We start from the raw sequence: 17,283 nt of genomic DNA on the forward strand, positions 1-17,283 counted from the left end.
AGCACGCGAGCATGTAGCCCAGCGCTGTTCCCAGCCCTCATTGTAGGACACCGGCCGCGGCCGGCCGCGTCAGCCCTTGCGGCGCGAGCGCTTTTCCTCGCGCACGAAGATGAATACGCCGACCAGCACCATGGCCGCCAGCGCATACCAGGTGATGGCGTAGCTGAGGTGGTTGTTGGGGAAGTTCAGCACGGTCAGGCCGCCCACCGGCGCGGTGCGGCCGCTGGCGTCCTTGTTGCCCGTGGCGTCGGCGTCGATGAAGTAAGGCGCCACGTCGGTGAGGCCGCGCGCCGCGGCGATGGCCGGCAGGTCGCGCGAGTACCAGAGGTTGGCGGCCGGATCGTTGTTGCGCAGGAAGCCATGGCCGGGCTCGCCCATGCGCAGCAGGCCGGTGACGCTGGCTTGCTCGGGCGTCTGCTGGATTGCGGACTTGCTCTTGCGCCAGTCGGGCAGCACGAATCCGCGGTTGACCAGCACCGTGCCGCCCTCGGGCAGCTGCAAGGGCGTCATGACCCAGTAGCCGCTGCCCAGTTCGGTCGCCGCCTGCACCAGGGTCTGGCGGTCGTACAGATAGGTGCCGGTGGCGGTGACGCGGCGGTATTCGGCGTTGTCGGACGTCAGCGCGGGCCAATCGGCCTGGGCCGGCGCGGGCGAGGGCGCCGCGTGGGCGCGTTGTTCGACCTGCGCGATCAGGGTGCGCTTCCAGGCAAGCCGGTGCACCTGCCAGGTGCCCAGGGCGCAGAGGCCCGCGAAAATGGCGACAGCAAGCACCCCCAGGATGGCCAGGGTGATCTTGCTGCGCGGATTACGAGGGGAGGTGTCGCTGGAAATGGAGTCTTTTACTGCAGCCATCAGGGCATTTTCCGCATGTCGTGGGTAGACATGGGCATCATGTTGGAGTTCAGGTGATACATGATCCAGATGGATCCGCTGAGCGTGATTACGACCAGCACCAGCGTGAATATTAACGCCAACATGTTCCAGCCGCTTTCGGACTTGGTGTCCATGTGCAGGAAGTAGATGATGTGGACCACGATCTGCACGACGGCGAAGGCCAGGATCACGAGCGCGGTGGTGCGGGAATCGGGAAAGACGCGGTTCATGACCAGCCAGAACGGGATGGCGGTGAGGATGGCCGCCAGCACGAAACCCGTCACGTAGCTCTTGAAGGTGCCGTGGGCCGCGCCGTCATCGTCGTCATGGTGGTCATGGCCGTGGCCGGCGGAATGATCCAGATGCGCGCTCATGGCAGCACTCCCATCAGGTACACGAAGGTGAACACGCCCACCCAGATCAGGTCCAGGAAGTGCCAGAACATCGACAGGCACATCAGGCGACGGCGGTTTTCGGGGATCAGTCCATGCATCTGGACCTGGATCATCATCGTCACCAGCCACACGATGCCGAAGGTGACGTGCAGCCCGTGGGTGCCGACCAGCGTGAAGAAGGACGACAGGAAGGCGCTGCGCTGCGGACCGGCGCCCTGGTGGATCAGGTGCGCGAATTCGTACAGCTCCAGCGACAGGAAGCCCAGGCCCAGGATGCCGGTCACGGCCAGCCACAGCTGCGTGGCGCCGATGCGGTTGCGCCGCATCTCCAGCATGGCGAAGCCGTAGGTGATGGACGACAGGAGCAGCAGCGCGGTGTTCACCGCCACCAGCGGCAGGTCGAACAGGTCGGCGCCCGAGGGGCCCGCCGCGTAGCTGCGGCCCAGCACGCCGTAGGTCGCGAACAGGCAGGCGAAGATGAGGCAATCGCTCATCAGGTAGACCCAGAACCCCAGCAGGGTGCCGTTCTTGGGATGGTGTTCGCCCGCGACGTGGAACAGGGGTTCCGCGGGCGGCGCGGCGCCTGCGGGCGGATTGGGAGCCAGGGTATCAGACATTTTTCGCTAGCAACCTTGTGCGGGCGTCTTCGGCGCGCACGACCTCTTCGGCCGGCACGTAGTAGTCGCGCTTGTAGTTGAAGGTATGAACGATCGACACCAGGATCAGCGCCGCGAACGACAGCACGACCAGCGGCCACATGTGCCAGATCAGCGCAAAGCCCATCACCACGCTGATGCCCGCGAGCACGATGCCCGCCCAGGTGTTCTTGGGCATGTGGATGGGAATGAATCCCTGCTGCGGCCGCTCGTAGCCGTGCTGCTTCATCTGCCACCAGGCGTCCAGGTCATGCACGCGCGGCGTGAAGGCGAAGTTGTAGTTGGGCGGCGGCGACGAGGTCGACCATTCCAGCGTGCGTCCGTCCCAGGGATCGCCGGTGTCGTCGCGCAGCGACTCACGGCGGCGGTAGCTCACCACCAACTGGATCAGGAAGCAGGCGATGCCGCAGGCGATCAGCAGCGCGCCGAATGCCGCCACCTGGAACCAGATCTGCAGGGACATGTCCTCGAAGTGGTTCACGCGGCGCGTCACGCCCATCAGCCCCAGCACGTACAGCGGCATGAAGGCGACGTAGAAGCCCACCAGCCAGAACCAGAACGAGCACTTGCCCCAGAACGGATCTAGCTTGTAGCCGAAGGCCTTGGGGAACCAGTAGGTGATGCCTGCCATCAGCCCGAACAGCACGCCGCCGATGATCACGTTGTGAAAGTGCGCGATCAGGAACAGGCTGTTGTGCAGGGCGAAGTCGGCGGGCGGCACGGCCAGCAGCACGCCAGTCATGCCGCCGATCACGAAGGTCACCATGAAGCCCAGCGTCCACAGCATCGGAACTTCGAAGCGGATGCGGCCGCGGTACATGGTGAACAGCCAGTTGAAGATCTTGGCTCCGGTCGGGATCGAGATGATCATGGTCGTGATCCCGAAGAACGAGTTCACGCTGGCCCCTGACCCCATGGTGAAGAAGTGGTGCAGCCACACCAGGTACGACAGCACCGTGATAACGACCGTGGCGTACACCATGGACGCGTAGCCGAACAGGCGCTTGCGGCAGAAGGTGGACACGACTTCCGAGAAGATGCCGAAGGCCGGCAGGATAAGGATGTAGACCTCGGGGTGGCCCCAGATCCAGATCAGGTTCACGTACATCATGGCGTTGCCGCCGAAGTCCGCCGTGAAGAAGTTGGTGCCGACGTAGCGGTCCATGGACAGCAGGGCCAATACCGCGGTCAGCACCGGGAAGGCGGCCACGATCAGCACGTTGGTGCACAGCGCGGTCCAGGTGAAGATGGGCATGCGCATCATGCTCATGCCGGGGGCGCGCATCTTGACGATGGTGACCAGCAGGTTGACCCCGGACAGCAATGTGCCCACCCCCGCTATCTGCAGGGCCCATATGTAGTAATCGACGCCCACGTCCGGACTCTGCAGGATGCCCGATAAAGGCGGATACGCCAGCCAGCCGGTGCGCGCGAATTCGCCCACGAACAGCGACATCATGACCAGGATCACGCCGCCCGTGGTCATCCAGAAGCTGAAGTTGTTGAGGAAGGGAAAGGCCACGTCGCGCGCGCCGATCTGCAAGGGCACGATGTAGTTCATCAGCCCGGTGACCAGCGGCATGGCCACGAAGAAGATCATGATCACGCCGTGGGCGGTGAAGATCTGGTCGTAGTGGTGCGGTGGCAGGTAGCCCATCGAATCGCCGAATGCCACCGCCTGCTGCAGGCGCATCATGATGGCGTCGGCAAAGCCGCGCAGCAGCATCACGATGCCCAGGATGACGTACATGATGCCGATCTTCTTGTGGTCGATGCTGGTGAACCACTCGCGCCACAGATAGCCCCATTTGCCGTAATAGGTGATGGCGCCCAGCACCACGATCCCGCCTATGGCGACCGCGATGAAGGTGAACAGCAGGATCGGCTCGTGGAAGGGAATGGCTTCCCAGGTCAACTTACCGAAGATCAGCTTGGTGAGGTCTGGTTGGTCAGGCATCTCGATTCCAGCAAAAAGACCGCAATTTCACGAAGCCCTTGCATCATCCGGATCGCCGCGATCCGCTACAGGACCAATCCTTCGGTGGCCGTGCACATGGCGCCCACATACTTGCGCGGCGGCGTGCCGGTCAGGCCCAGGCGCTCGCGCGTGCCGGCGTCCAGGCTGGTGACGTTGAGCGCGCCCGGGATGCCCATGCCGCCCTGCGCGTCGATGGCCATCGCGTCGCGCATGCACATCCGGTTGGGTTCCACGCAGCGGTTGACGATCGCTTCGAACAGGCCCGGTGCGCTGGATGCATAAAGCTGCACCGGATTGCGCTCGCTGGGCTGCTCCAGTTTGAGGTAGGTATCGCGGCTGAGCGCGGCGCCGGAGGCGCGCGCGCTTGCGACCCACTTGTCGAAGCCTGGTTCGTCCACACCGTGGAACTTGAAGCGCATGCCCGAGAAGCCAGAGCCGCTGTAGTTGGCGGAAATGCCTTCGTATTCGCCGGGGTGGTTGATCACGGCGTGCAGCGTGGTCTGCATGCCCGGCATGGCGTAGATCTGGCCTGCCAGCGCCGGCACGAAGAAGGAATTCATCACCGTTGATGAGGTGATCTTGAACTGGATGGGGCGGTCGACGGGCGCCGCCATTTCATTGACCGATGCGATGCCTTGCTCGGGATAGATGAACAGCCATTTCCAGTCCAGCGCCACCACTTCCACCACCAGCGGCTTGGTGCCGGCGGGCACTTCGCGGCCTTCGGACAGGCGCGCCAGCGGACGGTAGGGATCGAGCTGGTGGGTGCTGACCCAGGTCAGCGCGCCCAGCGCGATGATGATCAGCAGCGGCGCGGCCCAGATCAGCAGCTCCAGCATGGTGGAGTGGTTCCAGTCGGGGTCGTAGTGCGCTTCCTTGTTGCTGGCCCGGTAGCGCCACGCGAACAGGAACGTCAGGAAGATTACCGGCACGATGATGAGCAGCATCAAGCCGGTGGAAATGATGATCAGGTTGCGCTGCTGCAAAGCGATGTCGCCCGATGGCGAGAGCAGGACCGCATTGCATCCGGCGAGCAATGGCAGAGCGGCAACCATGATCAATCCGCGGAACCTTGGGAAGGACGGCATGACCATACCCCGAAACGTAACCGTGGGAAGTAAACGCAACACTACGCTGGAAGCCGCGAAAAATCTAGGGTAAAAAGAACAAAAATGTGCAGGGCGACGCGCGCGGACCAGGGCTGCATCCCAATAACGGGGCGGCTCTGCGCGATACAGGCTCCGGGCGCGCTGGTGTGTTTCAGGATTGCAATCCACGTATTCCGAACCTCCTTACAGCGAGCATTCACATGGCGACCACCACGCAATATCCCGGTCATGCTCCTTCACTTCCCACGGCCGGCGGCGGCAGCCACGCCAAGGTGGCGCCCGGGGAGATCGCGGTGGGCGTGGTGGTGGGGCGCGCTTCCGAATACTTCGATTTCTTCGTCTTCGGCATCGCCTGCGTGCTGGTTTTTCCGCAGGTCTTCTTCCCGTTTGAACCCCGGCTCGAAGGCACTCTCTGGTCCTTCGTCATCTTCTCGTTTGCTTTCATCATGCGGCCCATCGGCACCGCGCTGTCGATGGCGGTGCAGCGGCGCTGGGGCCGCGCCACCAAGCTGACCATCGCCTTGTTCCTGCTGGGCACGGCCACGGTGGGCATGGCTTTCCTGCCTGGCTACAACGTCATCGGCGCGCATGCGATCACGCTGCTGGCGGTGTTCCGCTGCCTGCAGGGCCTGGCGCTGGGCGGCTCGTGGGACGGCCTGCCGTCGCTGCTGGCCCTGAATGCGCCGCCCAACCGCCGCGGCTGGTACGCGATGCTGGGGCAACTGGGAGCGCCGGTAGGCTTCATGGTGGCCAGCGCGCTGTTCCTGTTCCTGCACATCACCCTGACCGAGGCCGACTTCCTGGAATGGGGCTGGCGCTATCCCTTCTTCGTGGCGTTCGCGATCAACGTGGTGGCGCTGTTCGCGCGGCTGCGGCTGGTCGTCACCGAGGAATACACGCAGCTGCTGGAAGAGGGCGAGCTGGAGCCCATCAGCGTCGCGCAGATGGTGCGCGAACAGGGCTACAACCTGTTCATCGGCGCGTTCGCGGCGCTGGCCAGCTATGCCTTGTTCCATCTGGTCACGGTGTTCCCGTTGTCCTGGATCGCGGTGAGCGCCACGCAGCAGATCCAGGACGTGCTGGTGGTGCAGATCGTCGGCGCGGTGCTGGGCATCCTGGGCACCATCGCCTCCGGCTGGCTGGCCGACCGCATTGGCCGGCGCACCACGCTGGGCCTGCTGGCGGTGCTGATCGCCGTGTTCGCGCTGTTCACGCCGTGGCTGCTCGGCGGCGGCCCGAAGGCGCAGGATGCCTTCATCCTGGTGGGCTTCGTGCTGTTGGGACTGTCCTACGGCCAGGCCTCGGGCACCGTCACCGCCAATTTCACGCGGCGCTTCCGCTACACGGGTGCCGCGCTGACCTCTGATATGGCCTGGCTCATCGGCGCCGCGTTCGCGCCGCTGGTGGCCCTGGGCCTGTCCGCGCGCTTCGGGCTGGTGGCGGTCAGCATCTATCTGCTGTCCGGCGCCGCGTGCACCTTGCTGGCGCTGCGCATCAACAAGGTCCTGGAAACGCGGGATTGAACCGACAAGGAAAAGCGCCCGTGGAGTTCCCGCGGGCGCTTTTTCATTGCGTGATTGCCTGTCTACCGCACGGGCCACCCATACATCAGGCCGCCGTCGCGCCATTGCGCATTCAGCGCGCGCGGCAGCTTCATCGGGCTGCTCATCCCCAGGTTGCGCTCATAGCTTTCGCCATAATTGCCGACCTGCTTGACGATGTTGTAGGCCCATTTGTCGTCCACGCCCATGTTGCGCCCCATGCCGGGCGTGACGCCGAGGATGCGCTGCACGTTGGGGCTGTTGGCCTTCAGCTGCGCATCCACGTTCGATGAGGTGATGCCGAATTCCTCGGCCTCCAGCATCGCGTTGAGCGACCAGCGCACGATGTTGACCCAGTTATCGTCACCCTGGCGCACCATGGGGCCGAGCGGGCTCTTGGAAATGTTCTCGTCCAGGATCACGTAGCTGTCGGGGTTCTCCAGCGTCATGCGCGAGGCGGCAAGTTGCGACTTGTCGGATGTGAAGGCGTCGCAACGCCCCGCCGAGAACGCGCGGAGGATCTCGTCGTACTTCTCGATGACCACCGGCTTGAAGCGCAGCGATTGCGAACGGAACCAGTCGGCCAGGTCGAGTTCGGTCACCGTGCCGGGTTGCACGCAGATGGTCGCGCCGTCCAGCTCGCGCAGCTTCTTGACTCCCAGCTTGTTCGACACCATCACGCCCTGGCTGTCGTAGTAGTTGACGGCCACGCTCAGCAGGCCCAGCGTGGTGTCGCGCGCCATCGTGGGCGTGACGTTGCGTGTCAGCACGTCGACCTCGCCGGATTGCAGCGCCGTGAAGCGCGCCTGGGTCGTGAGCGGGGTCAGGCGGTACTTGGTGGCGTCGTTGAATACCGTGGCCGCGATGGCGCGGCACATGTCCACGTCCAGTCCATGCCAGGCGCCCTTGCTGTCGGGGGCCGAGAAGCCCTGGATGCCGGTGGACACGCCGCATTGCAGGTAGCCGCGTTTGCGGACGGTGTCCAGCGTGGGGCCGGCGAGCGCCTGGCTGGATACGGCGGCCAGCGCCAGGGCGCAGATGGCGTATGTGCGTCGGTGCATGTCGTTCTCCTGCCGGGCGGGCCGGCGCCGGATGGGTTGCTGTAGGGGCAGGCGTCAGGCGGCGCGCGCGGCGGGCCGGGCGATCTTGTCCAGGCTTTCGGTCAGGGCCTGGTCCAGGATCGCGATGGCGCGGTCGATTTCCGTGTTGCTCACCGTCAGCGGCGGCGCGATCCGCCAGACCGAGCCGCGTTCGGGGCGGCGCCGGATGTTCATGGACAGGCCCAGTTCGAAGCAGCGTTGCGTGGTCAGGGCGCCGAGCTGGTGGAAGGGCTCGCGCGTGTCGCGGTCGCGCACCAGTTCCACGCCCAGCAGCAGGCCCAGGCCGCGCACGTCGCCGATGGCTTCATGGCGTTGCTGCAGTTCCAGCAGGCTGCGGCGCAGGTAGTCGCCCTGGGTGCGGGCGCGTTCGATCAGGCCCTCGCGCTGGATGGTATCCAGCACGGCCAGGCCCACGGTGGCCGGCAGCGGGTCCGATACGTGGCTGGTGTAGAAGGTGAAGCCCTTTTCATGCACGTCTTGCTCGATGGCGGGAGTGGTGATCGCGGCGGCCAGCGGCAGGCCGCCGCCCAGCGTCTTGGAAACGCTCATGATGTCGGGCGTGACCCCGAAGTACTCCGCGCCGCTGCGGTGGCCGATGCGGCCGAAGGCGGTTTGCGCTTCGTCGAAGATCAGCAGCATGCCGCGGGCGTCGGCCGCCTGCCGCAGCGCCTGCATGTAGGACTTGGGCGGCACCAGCACGCCGCCCGCGCTGATGACGGGTTCGACGATGATGGCCGCCGGCCTGCCGGCCGATGCCATGTCGAACATCTTCAGGCCGATCTCCAGGCAGGCCAGCGCGGATTGCTCGGCGTCCATGCCGGCGATGTAGGGGCGGTAGGCGTTGGGCTCCGGCATGACGAACACGCCGGCCGGCGGCACGCCATAGCCCTTGCGGTCGCTGGCATAGGACACCGAGCCCGCGCCGCTGGTCACGCCATGCCAGGATCCGCCGATGGCCAGGATCTCGAAGCCGCTCTTGTGCATCTTGGCCATGCGCAGGGCGATTTCATTGCTTTCCGAGCCGGTGTTGACGAAGATCGATTTCGTCAGCCCGGCGGGCATCCAGTCGCGCGCCACCTTGGCCGCCAGTTCGGCCACCGCCTCCGGGATCATGCCGCTGAAGAAGTGGAAGGCGGTTTCGCCCGCCTTGTGCACCGCCTCGACGATGGCGGGATGGTTGTGGCCGATGGTGGCGCACATCTGGCCCGAGGTGAAGTCCAGGATTTCGCGGCCGGTGTCGTCGCGCACGACGGCGCCCTTGGCGGACGTGAACAGGTTGGGGAAGGTATCGCCGCCATAGCGCACGAGATATTCGCGGGCGGCGGCGCGCAGGGTTTCATCCATATTTACACTCCGGGGCGTGTGGGCTCCAATGCGGAACCGATGGGCGCAGTGTCCGGCAGGGCGCGGACCTCGTCCAATGCGAACTAAGCATGCGGCGCGATGCGTCCCGCGCATGGCCGATGCGCGTCGCGCATGACGCAAGGAACCCTATGGATACCCGCTGGCTGCAGGACTTCATCACGCTTTCGGAAGTGCGCAATTTCACGCGCGCAGCGGAAGCGCGCAATCTTTCGCAGGCCGCGTTCAGCCGCCGCATCCAGAGCCTGGAGAACTGGGCCGGCGCGCGCCTGATCGACCGCACGGCATTCCCCACCCAGCTCACCGAGGCGGGCGAACGTTTCCGCGGCGCGGCGATAGAACTGATCAACCAATTGGCCGAGGCGCGCGCCGGCATTGCCGGCGTGCCCGCGCAGAACCAGCTGCGGCTGGCGACTTCCTATGCATTGGCGACCGCGCATCTGCCGAAGTGGTGGCGGACCTGGAGCGAAGGCAGGCTGCTGAGCTGCAGCCTGCAGACGGGCAATGTGCATGACACCGTGTCGGCTTTCACATCGGGCGCGGCGGATTTCCTGGTGTGCTTCCATCAGGTGGCCCAGCCCTTGCCGCTGGATCCCGCGCGCTACGATTGCCTGACGCTGGGCCGAGAGCTGATCCGGCCTTACGCCGCGCGCGCGCTGATCGAGCGCACCGGCCTGGATCTGCCCGGCACGGCGGCCAACCCGGTGCCTTTGCTGATGTATTCGGCCAATGTCTACTTTGCGCGCCTGATCGATGCGGCGATAGAAGGCGCGGCGATGCCGTTGCATGGCGTGCGGGTGTTCGAGGCCGAGATGTCCGACGTGCTGGGCGACATGGCGGCGCAGGAGCTGGGCGTGGCCTGGCTGGCGGACAGCGCCTTGAAACGGCTGGCATCGGCGGATCTGGCGCCGCTGGCCAGCCGCCTGTGGGACATCGAGGTGTCCATCCTGGCGTTCAGGGACCGCGCCGACTCGCGTCCAGCGGTGGACGCGATGTGGCAGCGGATGCGTGCGACGGCTCAGCCGGCGTAGCCTTCCAGCACGTTGGCAACGTTGATGCCCACGTCCGCGACGGCGTAGCCGCCTTCCATGGTGAAGACCGCGGGCAGGCCCAGGCCGGCCAGCAGGCGGCCCACTTGCAGGTAGTCGGCGCTCTTGAGCTGGAACTTGGAAATGGGATCGCCTTCGTAGGTATCCACGCCCAGCGCGATCACGACCGCGTCCGCCTTGAAGGCGCGCACGGCGGCAAGGCCTTGTTCCAGCGCCTGCGTCCAGGCGGCGAAGCCGGTACCCGCGGGCAGAGGCAGGTTGAGGTTGGCGCCCAGGCCGGCGCCCGCGCCGGTTTCGTCGGCGTAGCCCAGGTAGAAGGGGTATTCGGTGGTCGGGTCGCCGTGGACCGACACCGTCAGCACGTCGGCGCGCTCATAGAAGATGCTCTGCGTGCCGTTGCCGTGGTGGTAGTCCACGTCGACGATGGCGACTCGTTCGGCGCCAGCTTCGCGCAGCGCCTGCGCGGCCAGGGCCGCGTTGTTCAGGAAGCAGTAGCCGCCGAAGAAATCGTGACCCGCATGGTGGCCCGGCGGGCGCGTGAGCGCCATTGCGGCGCGGGGGCCGCCCGTGGCGGACACGGCGCGCGCGGCGTCGATGGCGCAGGCGGCGCCGGCGGTGGCGGCCTCCCAGGTGCCGGCGGTCAGGGGGCAGCCGCTGTCGAACGAGAACAGGCCGACCCGCGCCGCGAAATTGGTGGGCGAGATGTCGTGGCGAAAGCCGCGCACCGGCCAGACCGAAGGCAGGATGTCCAGGCTGGCGTTGGCCGGGTCCAGCGCGACCCAGTCGCGCCAGGCGCTGGCCAGGAAGTCCACGTAGCGCGGAGCGTGCACGCGCTTGACCAGGTCCAGATCGACCGCGGACGGCGTGCGCAATTCTCCGATGCCGCGCTGGCGCAGCGCGTCCAGCACGAACTCCAGGCGCGCCGGGGTTTCGTGGCAGGGCACCAGCTTGCCGCGGAACATTTCCTGCCGGCCAGCATGTTTCTCATGGACAGGGTTGTGGAAAATCAGCACGGCGGGGGTGTCCTTGGACGTAGAGCCTGGGAGGCGGAAGCGCAACTATAGCGGCGGCGGGGCGCTCAACGCGCGGGCCGGGCTCCGCATTTTCCATTCTTTGCGCCCGGATGCGGCATCCGCTTCTCGGCCTCGCCCCGGCGCATCCTCCAGGACACGGCTTGCGCCGTGCCGTCAGGGCACACCAGGTAGTCTTCGAAGCCATAGGTGTCGGCGCTGTAGCGGCAGGCCACGGCGAAGGCGGGCCTGGCGGCGTCGAAGACCGGATTGACGAAGCCGTGGCAGGGGCTGGCCGCCGGGTCCGGGTGCGTCACCTCGTGGTAGCGGCCGTCCTGCGGGCGATACAGGAAGATGCGCGAAATGGCCTGGCCGCTGCCGCCGCTCTGGCCGATGACGAAGTCGCGGTAGCCGTCATGGTCGACGTCCACGTCCTGGAACTGGTCGACTTCCTCGTCGCCGCCGATGCTGGCGATTTCCTGCTCGGGGCCGTCGCCCACGCGCGAGCTCAGGCGCTGCTCGGGCATGTCGGAGACCGTCACCACCGCGGACAGGCCGGGCCGGACGGAATACGAATACTCGCGCGCCACCGCGTTGTGGCACAGCGCTGATAACGCCGCCAGTGCAGCCAGGGACAGGAATCCTCTCATGCCGGCATCCTCCGCGCCGTTGATTCGGTGAGGCATTATGCCTTGGGCCTTGGATCCTGGACCCTGTGCAGGGCATCATTCGGTCGCCGCGGCTGCCGCCCGCTTGCGGGGAAACGAGCACTTGCCGCGCGGCGGGCGGCGCGGGATCCTGGGTAGAATTCCCAGATACCCCAGATACGCAAGATCGCCCGCGACGCGCTACGCCCGCCATGAATTTTCCGTTTCCCATCCGTCAGGAATGCCCGCCGGGCGCATGCGTGTGCGACCGCGACCGGCTGTTGGCCGATCCGGCGGCGGACATCCGCGTGCTGCGGCTGACCAAGGACGAAGAGAAGCGCCTGGTGGCCCGGCTGGAGAACATCAGCAGCCTGGAAGACCTGCGCGCCATGCAGGGGCGCATCCATGCGCAGTTGGGGATCGTGATCCACATCACGCCCAGCGAGAACGAGGTGCGCACCTCGCGCGGCATCGCCATCCAGCTCGACGAACTGCCGGGGCTGTGCCGCAAGACGCGCACGGCGATACCCGCGGCCATCCGCCGCGGCTTCGACAACCGGCCCGAGATCGTCTATGCGCTCCTGAACGAGCGCGACCTGCTCAGCGGGACCTGAGTCCGCTCAGGATTTCTTGCCGGACGGCGCGGCGGGGCAGGGCGCCAGTCGCACCACGTCGGCGGGCGAACGCCCGGCGTCGGGGCGCGTGGGGTCCCGCTTCCTGCCCGGCGCGACGGGGTAGATCAGCAGCACGGCGCTGCCGGCTTCCAGCTTGGGATCCTGCTTGCTGCCGTAGGCCACCGTCCAGCCGCGCACGGCCAAGGGGGCCAGCGTGTACTGCAGGGCCGAGCCCGGCGAGACATGCGCCACCTTGCCGGCGAACAGATCCTGTTGATGCGTTTCCGCGCCGTTGGCGGTCACGTAGGTGCCGATGCTGACCAGCGCGGCGCCGCTGCCGGGGCGGCCCAGCACCGCGGTCTTGTACTTGCCGGGGGGAATGTCGGTGAGGTTGACGGTCAGCGGCCCCGCTGGCTGGCCGCTGGCATCCAGGCTGACGCCCGTGACCTCGGCGCGCGCCAGCGGCGCGGTCCCCGTGTTGCGCACGCGCACGCTGTATTCCCCGGAAGTGCCCGTGACCGTGCAGACCTCGACGCCATAGGGCGCGGGCGAGGCGTGGGCCAACTGCGCCGCGGCGGCCAGCAGGGCCGCCAGGAACAGTTTCGGGGCAGGGGAAGGGACGGTATGCACGGCACGCTCCTGTAAGAGGAGGCAGCGCGCCGGATTGCCGCGTTGCCTGCCCTATTACACCACTTGGCGGCCGGGGGCCTCGGCCTGCTCGCGCTTGCCGGCCAGCCAGTGCAGGATCAGCGCCAGCACCAGCAGGCCCACCATGATGAAGCCCCAGAAGATCCAGGCCAGCACCGAGATCAGGGTGCCCAGGCTGCCGGCGAAGGGCAGCATCTGGTTCAGGCCCTGCGCGGCCCAGACCAGGCCGGATTGCAGCGTTTGCAACCAGGCGGGATCGACCCAGGCCGCGGCCCAGGCGGGCGGCACCCATTGCGAGGTATCCAGCGCCGTGCCGGGCACCTGGGTCGTGGCGATGGTCGACAGCACCCAGTTGGTCAGCTGCAGCGTCAGCGCAACCAGCCCGGTCCAGAGTGCGGCAAGCACGGCGAAAGCGAGCCAGATGATCTTTTTCATTGAGGTGGTACTCCGATGTTTCAAAAAAGAGGGTCCACGATAAGGCGGATTCTATTTCTGAAAAACCAGCGTGGTTGTGACAAACATTAAGAAAAAACCGAAGTTTTTGCTGCCGCCAGAATGATCTGGACCAGCGGATGGTGCTGCCCGCGGCGGTTGCGGATGGCGTGGATTTCCTCGTGCACGTCGTCGCAGCGGGCCAAGGGGCGCAAGCCCCGCAACACGCCGATGTCGCCGCCGCCCAGGCGGCTCAGCGGGAATACGCCCAGGCCCCGGGCCGCGAACACCGACATCAGCGCGCTGTCTTCGAATTCCCCCACCACGTTGGGATAGATGCCTTGCTCGCCGAACCAGCGGTCCAGCGTCTGGCGCAGCACGGAATGGCCCGTGGGCAGCAGCACCGGCAGGCGTTCCAGGCATTGCGGGAAGTCCTGCGCGTCGGACTTGCGCACCAGCTTGGCGGGGCCATACCAATCCACCGGCGAGGACACCAGGCGGTCGCTGGTAAGGCGCAGGTTGGGGTTGGCGGGCGCGCCCTGGCCGGCCAGCACCAGGTCCAGGTGATGCTGGGCCAGTTCGCCCAGCAGTTCCTCGACCTCGCCTTCGTGGCAGGTCAGGCGCAGGTCCGGGGTATGCAGCACCGGCCCCAGCAGGGCCTGCGCGGCCAACTTGGAAATGCCGTCCGACAGGCCCACGGACAGGCGCATGGCAGGCTTGGTGGCGGCCGCGCGGACCTCCTGGGGCAGCACCTGGCCGATCTGGAAGATCTCTTCGGCGCGGGCGAAGGCGGCCTCGCCCGCGTCCGTCAGCGCCACGCCGCGCCCGGCCGGCTTGAGCAACTGGTGGCCCAGGTTCTTTTCCAGTTCGCGCACTTGCGCGCTGATGGTCTGGATGGCCATGTCCAGCCTTTCGGCGGCGCGGGAAAACCCGCCTTCCTTGGCGACCATCCAGAAGTAGTACAGGTGTCGGTAATTGAGCATGGCAGGAATCACTTCGGTTTTTTCGAACCTTAACTCACTTTCAGGCTGATTTCTCCATCAGCCTCGGATCCGGATCATGAGGCCCTTCGAACACAAGCGGGAACATCATGGACACCTTGCTCACCTTACTCTCCGCCGATTTCTTCGGCACTCCGGCCTGGAGCTGGCTGCTTTTCATCGGCATCGTGGTTGCGCTGCTGGCCTTCGACCTGGGCGTGCTGCACAAGGAAGACCGGGAGATCGGCGTGCGTGAGAGCCTGCTGCTGTCCGCCGGCTACATTACGGCGGCGTTGCTGTTCGGCGCCTGGGTCTGGTGGCAGATGGGTTCCGCCAGCGGCATGGCCTACTACACGGGCTTCATGATCGAGAAGTCGCTGTCGATGGACAACGTCTTCGTGATCGCGCTGATCTTCAGTTTCTTCGCGATTCCGCGCCAGTACCAGCACCGCGTACTGTTCTGGGGCATCCTCGGCGTGATCGTGCTGCGCGCCATCATGATAGGCCTGGGCGCGGCGCTGGTCAGCAATTTCGGCTGGCTGCTGTACCTGTTCGGCGCCTTCCTGGTGTTCACGGGCATCAAGATGTGGATGATCGCGGACCAGACGCCCGACATCGCGTCCAACCCGATCCTGAAGTTCCTGAAGCGCCATATGCGCGTCACGGAAGGCCTGCGCGGCAACGCATTCTGGGTGACCGAGCCGGATCCCGCCACGTCGAAGAAGGTGCGCTGGGCCACGCCGCTGCTGTTGGCGCTGGTGTTGATCGAGTTCGTGGACCTGTTGTTCGCGGTGGACTCCGTGCCTGCGATCTTCGCCATCACGACCGACCCGTTCATCGTCTACACCAGCAACATCTTCGCCATCCTGGGCCTGCGCGCGCTGTACTTTGCCCTGGCTGCGATGATCCACCGCTTCCACTACCTGAAGTACGCGCTGGCCCTGGTCCTGGTCTTCATCGGCAGCAAGATCTTCCTGGTCGGCTTCATCGGCAAGGTGCCGGCTGCCTTGTCGCTGTCGGTGACCTTCGGCCTGATCCTGGGCGGCGTGTTGTTCTCCTTGTGGAAAACCCGCTCGGACGCCTCCAAGCAGGAACTCGCGGCCGAATAAGCGCCGCGGCCCGACGCCCAGCGCCCGCCATATCCCACGGATATGGCGGGCGCTTTTTTTGGGATTTGTCGCGTCGATGCGGCGGGCGTAGAGTGCAGGGCAATCCACAAGCCGCAAGGAGCCGCCATGACCAGCTGGTCCGCCAAACAGTATTCCGCCTTTGAAAACGAACGCACCCGTCCGGTGCGGGACCTGGTCGCCGCCTTGCCCAACCAGGACGTGAAGCGCGCCGTGGACCTGGGTTGCGGCCCCGGCAATTCCACCGAGGTACTTGCCAGCCGCTATCCGGATGCCGAGGTCAGCGGCATGGACAGCTCGGAGGACATGCTGCAGTCGGCCAGAAAGCGCCTGCCGGGCCTGCAGTTTGACCTGGCCGACATCGCCACGTGGAACCCGCCCAAGACCTACGACGTGATCCTGGCGAACGCCGCCCTGCAGTGGGTGCCGGACCACGCGACGCTGTATCCGCGGCTGGTCGGCAAGCTGGCTCCGGGCGGCAGCCTGGCGGTGCAGACGCCCGACAACCTGGAAGAACCGGCCCACCGGCTGGCGCGCCAAGTCGCCGGGGAGGCGCCCTGGGCCGCCGCGATCGGCGGCTTCAAGCATCCGCCGCGCCATAGCGCGTCCTGGTACTACGAATTGCTCAAGCCGCATTGCGGCTTGCTGGACGTGTGGCGCACGACCTATCACCACCCGCTGGCAGGCGCGGCGGCAGTCGTGGAGTGGTTCAAGGGCACGGCGCTGCGGCCGTATCTGGACCGGTTGGACGCCGCCGGGCAGGCCAGTTTTCTGGCCCGCTACCAGTCGCTGATCGAAGAGGCCTATCCGGCGCTGGCCGACGGCACCGTGCTGCTGCCGTTCCCGCGGCTGTTCATCGTGGCAGGTCCGAAACAGGGCTGAGGTTCAATCGGCCGCGTCGGCCTTGTCCGCGAAGTAGCGCGCGGGCGTCTTGCCCAGCGCCTTGCGGAACATGGTGATGAAGGCGCTGACGGATTCGTAGCCCAGGTCTTCCGCCGTGCGCTGCACCGAGACGCCCGCGGAAAGGCGCTGCAAGGCCTGGATGATGTGCATCTGCTGGCGCCAGCGGCCAAAGCTCATTCCGAGTTCCTGCCGTACCAGCCGCGCCAGGGTGCGTTCGCTCATGGCGACGCGTTCGCTCCATTGCGCCACGGTGCTGCGGTCGGCGGGGTCGGCGTGCAGCGCGTCGGCGATTTCGCGCAGACGCGGGTGTTCTGACATCGGCAGGTGCAGCTGTTCGGCCGGCATGCGCGCCAATTGCTCCACCAGCACCTCGGCCAGCTTCCTGGTGGCGGCGGTCGCGGTGGCCTCGGGCGCCAGGTCCGCCAGATGGATGATCAGTTCTCGCACCAGCGGCGAGATGGCCAGCGTGCAGCACTGTTCTGGCAGGCCGGTAGCGGCGGGAGGCACGAACAGGAAGCACACCCGCCCGTTCTGCGTGACCCGGTTGCTATGCGGCACGCCGCCAGGAATCCAGACGCCGCATTGGGGCGGCACCATCCACAGCCCTTGCGGCACCGAGCAGGTCACGCCGCCTTGCAGGGACAGCACCAGCTGGCCCATGGCATGCCGGTGCAGGGGGGATTCCTGGCCGTTTTCGGTCGCGTGCACGCGCATGGCATGGGGCCATTGCGAGTCGACCTCGGGGCCGAGGAATGGAACGGGATCGTCCTGGCGGTGCATGGAATATCGCTATGGCGGAATTTAGGGATAATTTGTCATTATCTCGAAATTCAGCGAAAGCGGCCATGCGTAAGCTTGA

Annotated in this window: 18 protein-coding genes; 5 read left to right on the forward strand and 13 right to left on the reverse strand. The window is 66.1% G+C overall.

What is annotated here, in order from left to right; genetic code table 11:
* Nucleotides 1-69: 69 nt before the first annotated feature.
* The 5 genes from HWY37_RS05005 to cyoA all read right to left on the reverse strand — a co-directional run bounded on the left by HWY37_RS05005 (nucleotide 70) and on the right by cyoA (nucleotide 4,990).
* On the reverse strand, nucleotides 70-852 hold the full coding sequence (locus HWY37_RS05005; RefSeq protein WP_175208525.1) for an SURF1 family protein: 783 nt from the start codon (nucleotides 850-852) through the stop codon (nucleotides 70-72).
* Entirely contained in the window at nucleotides 852-1,247 is a 396-nt protein-coding gene (cyoD, locus tag HWY37_RS05010) for a cytochrome o ubiquinol oxidase subunit IV (RefSeq protein ID WP_175208526.1), read from the reverse strand. The genes HWY37_RS05005 and cyoD overlap by 1 nt, the downstream gene beginning before the upstream one ends.
* Nucleotides 1,244-1,885, reverse strand: coding sequence for a cytochrome o ubiquinol oxidase subunit III (cyoC, locus tag HWY37_RS05015; protein ID WP_175208527.1), 642 nt, complete (start codon nucleotides 1,883-1,885; stop codon nucleotides 1,244-1,246). The genes cyoD and cyoC overlap by 4 nt, the downstream gene beginning before the upstream one ends.
* The gene (gene cyoB, locus HWY37_RS05020) at nucleotides 1,878-3,881 is read right to left on the reverse strand and encodes a cytochrome o ubiquinol oxidase subunit I (protein WP_176088014.1); all 2,004 of its coding nucleotides are present in this window, start codon (nucleotides 3,879-3,881) and stop codon (nucleotides 1,878-1,880) included. Before cyoB ends, cyoC begins: the two co-directional genes overlap by 8 nt.
* A 65-nt stretch (nucleotides 3,882-3,946) precedes the next feature.
* Nucleotides 3,947-4,990 carry a ubiquinol oxidase subunit II gene (gene cyoA / locus HWY37_RS05025; protein WP_176088015.1) on the reverse strand — a complete coding sequence of 348 codons (1,044 nt, stop codon included), beginning with the start codon at nucleotides 4,988-4,990 and terminating at the stop codon, nucleotides 3,947-3,949.
* 221 nt (nucleotides 4,991-5,211) lie between these two features.
* Between cyoA and HWY37_RS05030 the strand changes: the two genes are divergently transcribed.
* Entirely contained in the window at nucleotides 5,212-6,534 is a 1,323-nt protein-coding gene (locus HWY37_RS05030) for an MFS transporter (RefSeq protein ID WP_175208530.1), read from the forward strand.
* A 62-nt stretch (nucleotides 6,535-6,596) separates the two neighbouring features.
* Here the strand turns inward: HWY37_RS05030 and HWY37_RS05035 are convergent, their stop codons facing one another.
* Both HWY37_RS05035 and HWY37_RS05040 read right to left on the reverse strand, forming a co-directional pair.
* Complete coding sequence (locus HWY37_RS05035) at nucleotides 6,597-7,613, reverse strand: amino acid ABC transporter substrate-binding protein (RefSeq protein ID WP_176088016.1); 1,017 nt, start codon at nucleotides 7,611-7,613, stop codon at nucleotides 6,597-6,599.
* A 54-nt stretch (nucleotides 7,614-7,667) separates the two neighbouring features.
* Nucleotides 7,668-8,996, reverse strand: coding sequence for an aspartate aminotransferase family protein (locus HWY37_RS05040; RefSeq protein WP_176088017.1), 1,329 nt, complete (start codon nucleotides 8,994-8,996; stop codon nucleotides 7,668-7,670).
* 149 nt (nucleotides 8,997-9,145) lie between these two features.
* Here HWY37_RS05040 and HWY37_RS05045 point away from each other — a divergent pair, with 149 nt between their 5' ends.
* Complete coding sequence (locus HWY37_RS05045) at nucleotides 9,146-10,045, forward strand: LysR family transcriptional regulator (protein ID WP_176088018.1); 900 nt, start codon at nucleotides 9,146-9,148, stop codon at nucleotides 10,043-10,045.
* On the opposite strand, the gene HWY37_RS05050 is transcribed toward HWY37_RS05045, so the two are convergent.
* On the reverse strand, nucleotides 10,033-11,076 hold the full coding sequence (locus HWY37_RS05050) for a histone deacetylase family protein (protein ID WP_176088019.1): 1,044 nt from the start codon (nucleotides 11,074-11,076) through the stop codon (nucleotides 10,033-10,035). The two genes, HWY37_RS05045 and HWY37_RS05050, sit on opposite strands and share 13 nt — an antisense overlap.
* 65 nt (nucleotides 11,077-11,141) lie before the next feature.
* Nucleotides 11,142-11,723 (reverse strand): hypothetical protein, encoded by a 582-nt coding sequence (locus HWY37_RS05055; protein ID WP_176088020.1) that lies wholly within the window; start codon nucleotides 11,721-11,723, stop codon nucleotides 11,142-11,144.
* Between the two features lie 209 nt (nucleotides 11,724-11,932).
* Between HWY37_RS05055 and HWY37_RS05060 the strand changes: the two genes are divergently transcribed.
* Nucleotides 11,933-12,334, forward strand: coding sequence for a hypothetical protein (locus HWY37_RS05060; protein ID WP_175208536.1), 402 nt, complete (start codon nucleotides 11,933-11,935; stop codon nucleotides 12,332-12,334).
* A gap of 6 nt (nucleotides 12,335-12,340) precedes the next feature.
* Here HWY37_RS05060 and HWY37_RS05065 read toward each other — a convergent pair whose 3' ends face one another.
* The 3 genes from HWY37_RS05065 to HWY37_RS05075 all read right to left on the reverse strand — a co-directional run bounded on the left by HWY37_RS05065 (nucleotide 12,341) and on the right by HWY37_RS05075 (nucleotide 14,397).
* A complete protein-coding gene (locus tag HWY37_RS05065; RefSeq protein WP_176088021.1) occupies nucleotides 12,341-12,964 on the reverse strand; it encodes a hypothetical protein in 624 nt (207 codons plus the stop codon).
* 54 nt (nucleotides 12,965-13,018) lie between these two features.
* The gene (locus tag HWY37_RS05070) at nucleotides 13,019-13,417 is read right to left on the reverse strand and encodes a hypothetical protein (RefSeq protein WP_176088022.1); all 399 of its coding nucleotides are present in this window, start codon (nucleotides 13,415-13,417) and stop codon (nucleotides 13,019-13,021) included.
* 86 nt (nucleotides 13,418-13,503) lie between these two features.
* On the reverse strand, nucleotides 13,504-14,397 hold the full coding sequence (locus tag HWY37_RS05075) for a LysR family transcriptional regulator (RefSeq protein ID WP_176088023.1): 894 nt from the start codon (nucleotides 14,395-14,397) through the stop codon (nucleotides 13,504-13,506).
* Nucleotides 14,398-14,504: 107 nt separating this feature from the next.
* Between HWY37_RS05075 and HWY37_RS05080 the strand changes: the two genes are divergently transcribed.
* Both HWY37_RS05080 and tam read left to right on the forward strand, forming a co-directional pair.
* A complete protein-coding gene (locus HWY37_RS05080) occupies nucleotides 14,505-15,503 on the forward strand; it encodes a TerC family protein (protein WP_176088024.1) in 999 nt (332 codons plus the stop codon).
* Nucleotides 15,504-15,629: 126 nt separating this feature from the next.
* Nucleotides 15,630-16,403: a trans-aconitate 2-methyltransferase gene (tam, locus tag HWY37_RS05085; RefSeq protein ID WP_176088025.1), complete on the forward strand. Its 774-nt coding sequence runs from the start codon at nucleotides 15,630-15,632 to the stop codon at nucleotides 16,401-16,403.
* Nucleotides 16,404-16,406: 3 nt separating this feature from the next.
* Here the strand turns inward: tam and HWY37_RS05090 are convergent, their stop codons facing one another.
* A complete protein-coding gene (locus HWY37_RS05090) occupies nucleotides 16,407-17,204 on the reverse strand; it encodes an AraC family transcriptional regulator (RefSeq protein WP_176088026.1) in 798 nt (265 codons plus the stop codon).
* Nucleotides 17,205-17,283 lie beyond the last annotated feature (79 nt).

The organism is Achromobacter anxifer (assembly GCF_903652925.1).
Lineage (GTDB): Bacteria > Pseudomonadota > Gammaproteobacteria > Burkholderiales > Burkholderiaceae_B > Achromobacter > Achromobacter anxifer.

Bases quoted from the DNA above. Each gene is read 5' to 3' on its own strand.
- HWY37_RS05055 (WP_176088020.1), bottom strand. From the start codon at position 11,723: ATGAGAGGATTCCTGTCCCTGGCTGCACTGGCGGCGTTATCAGCGCTG.
- HWY37_RS05005 (WP_175208525.1), bottom strand. From the start codon at position 852: ATGGCTGCAGTAAAAGACTCCATTTCCAGCGACACCTCCCCTCGTAAT.
- cyoD (WP_175208526.1), bottom strand. From the start codon at position 1,247: ATGAGCGCGCATCTGGATCATTCCGCCGGCCACGGCCATGACCACCAT.
- HWY37_RS05060 (WP_175208536.1), top strand. From the start codon at position 11,933: ATGAATTTTCCGTTTCCCATCCGTCAGGAATGCCCGCCGGGCGCATGC.
- HWY37_RS05070 (WP_176088022.1), bottom strand. From the start codon at position 13,417: ATGAAAAAGATCATCTGGCTCGCTTTCGCCGTGCTTGCCGCACTCTGG.
- cyoA (WP_176088015.1), bottom strand. From the start codon at position 4,990: ATGCCGTCCTTCCCAAGGTTCCGCGGATTGATCATGGTTGCCGCTCTG.
- cyoC (WP_175208527.1), bottom strand. From the start codon at position 1,885: ATGTCTGATACCCTGGCTCCCAATCCGCCCGCAGGCGCCGCGCCGCCC.
- HWY37_RS05040 (WP_176088017.1), bottom strand. From the start codon at position 8,996: ATGGATGAAACCCTGCGCGCCGCCGCCCGCGAATATCTCGTGCGCTAT.
- HWY37_RS05035 (WP_176088016.1), bottom strand. From the start codon at position 7,613: ATGCACCGACGCACATACGCCATCTGCGCCCTGGCGCTGGCCGCCGTA.
- HWY37_RS05090 (WP_176088026.1), bottom strand. From the start codon at position 17,204: ATGCACCGCCAGGACGATCCCGTTCCATTCCTCGGCCCCGAGGTCGAC.
- tam (WP_176088025.1), top strand. From the start codon at position 15,630: ATGACCAGCTGGTCCGCCAAACAGTATTCCGCCTTTGAAAACGAACGC.
- HWY37_RS05080 (WP_176088024.1), top strand. From the start codon at position 14,505: ATGGACACCTTGCTCACCTTACTCTCCGCCGATTTCTTCGGCACTCCG.
- cyoB (WP_176088014.1), bottom strand. From the start codon at position 3,881: ATGCCTGACCAACCAGACCTCACCAAGCTGATCTTCGGTAAGTTGACC.
- HWY37_RS05075 (WP_176088023.1), bottom strand. From the start codon at position 14,397: ATGCTCAATTACCGACACCTGTACTACTTCTGGATGGTCGCCAAGGAA.
- HWY37_RS05030 (WP_175208530.1), top strand. From the start codon at position 5,212: ATGGCGACCACCACGCAATATCCCGGTCATGCTCCTTCACTTCCCACG.
- HWY37_RS05045 (WP_176088018.1), top strand. From the start codon at position 9,146: ATGGATACCCGCTGGCTGCAGGACTTCATCACGCTTTCGGAAGTGCGC.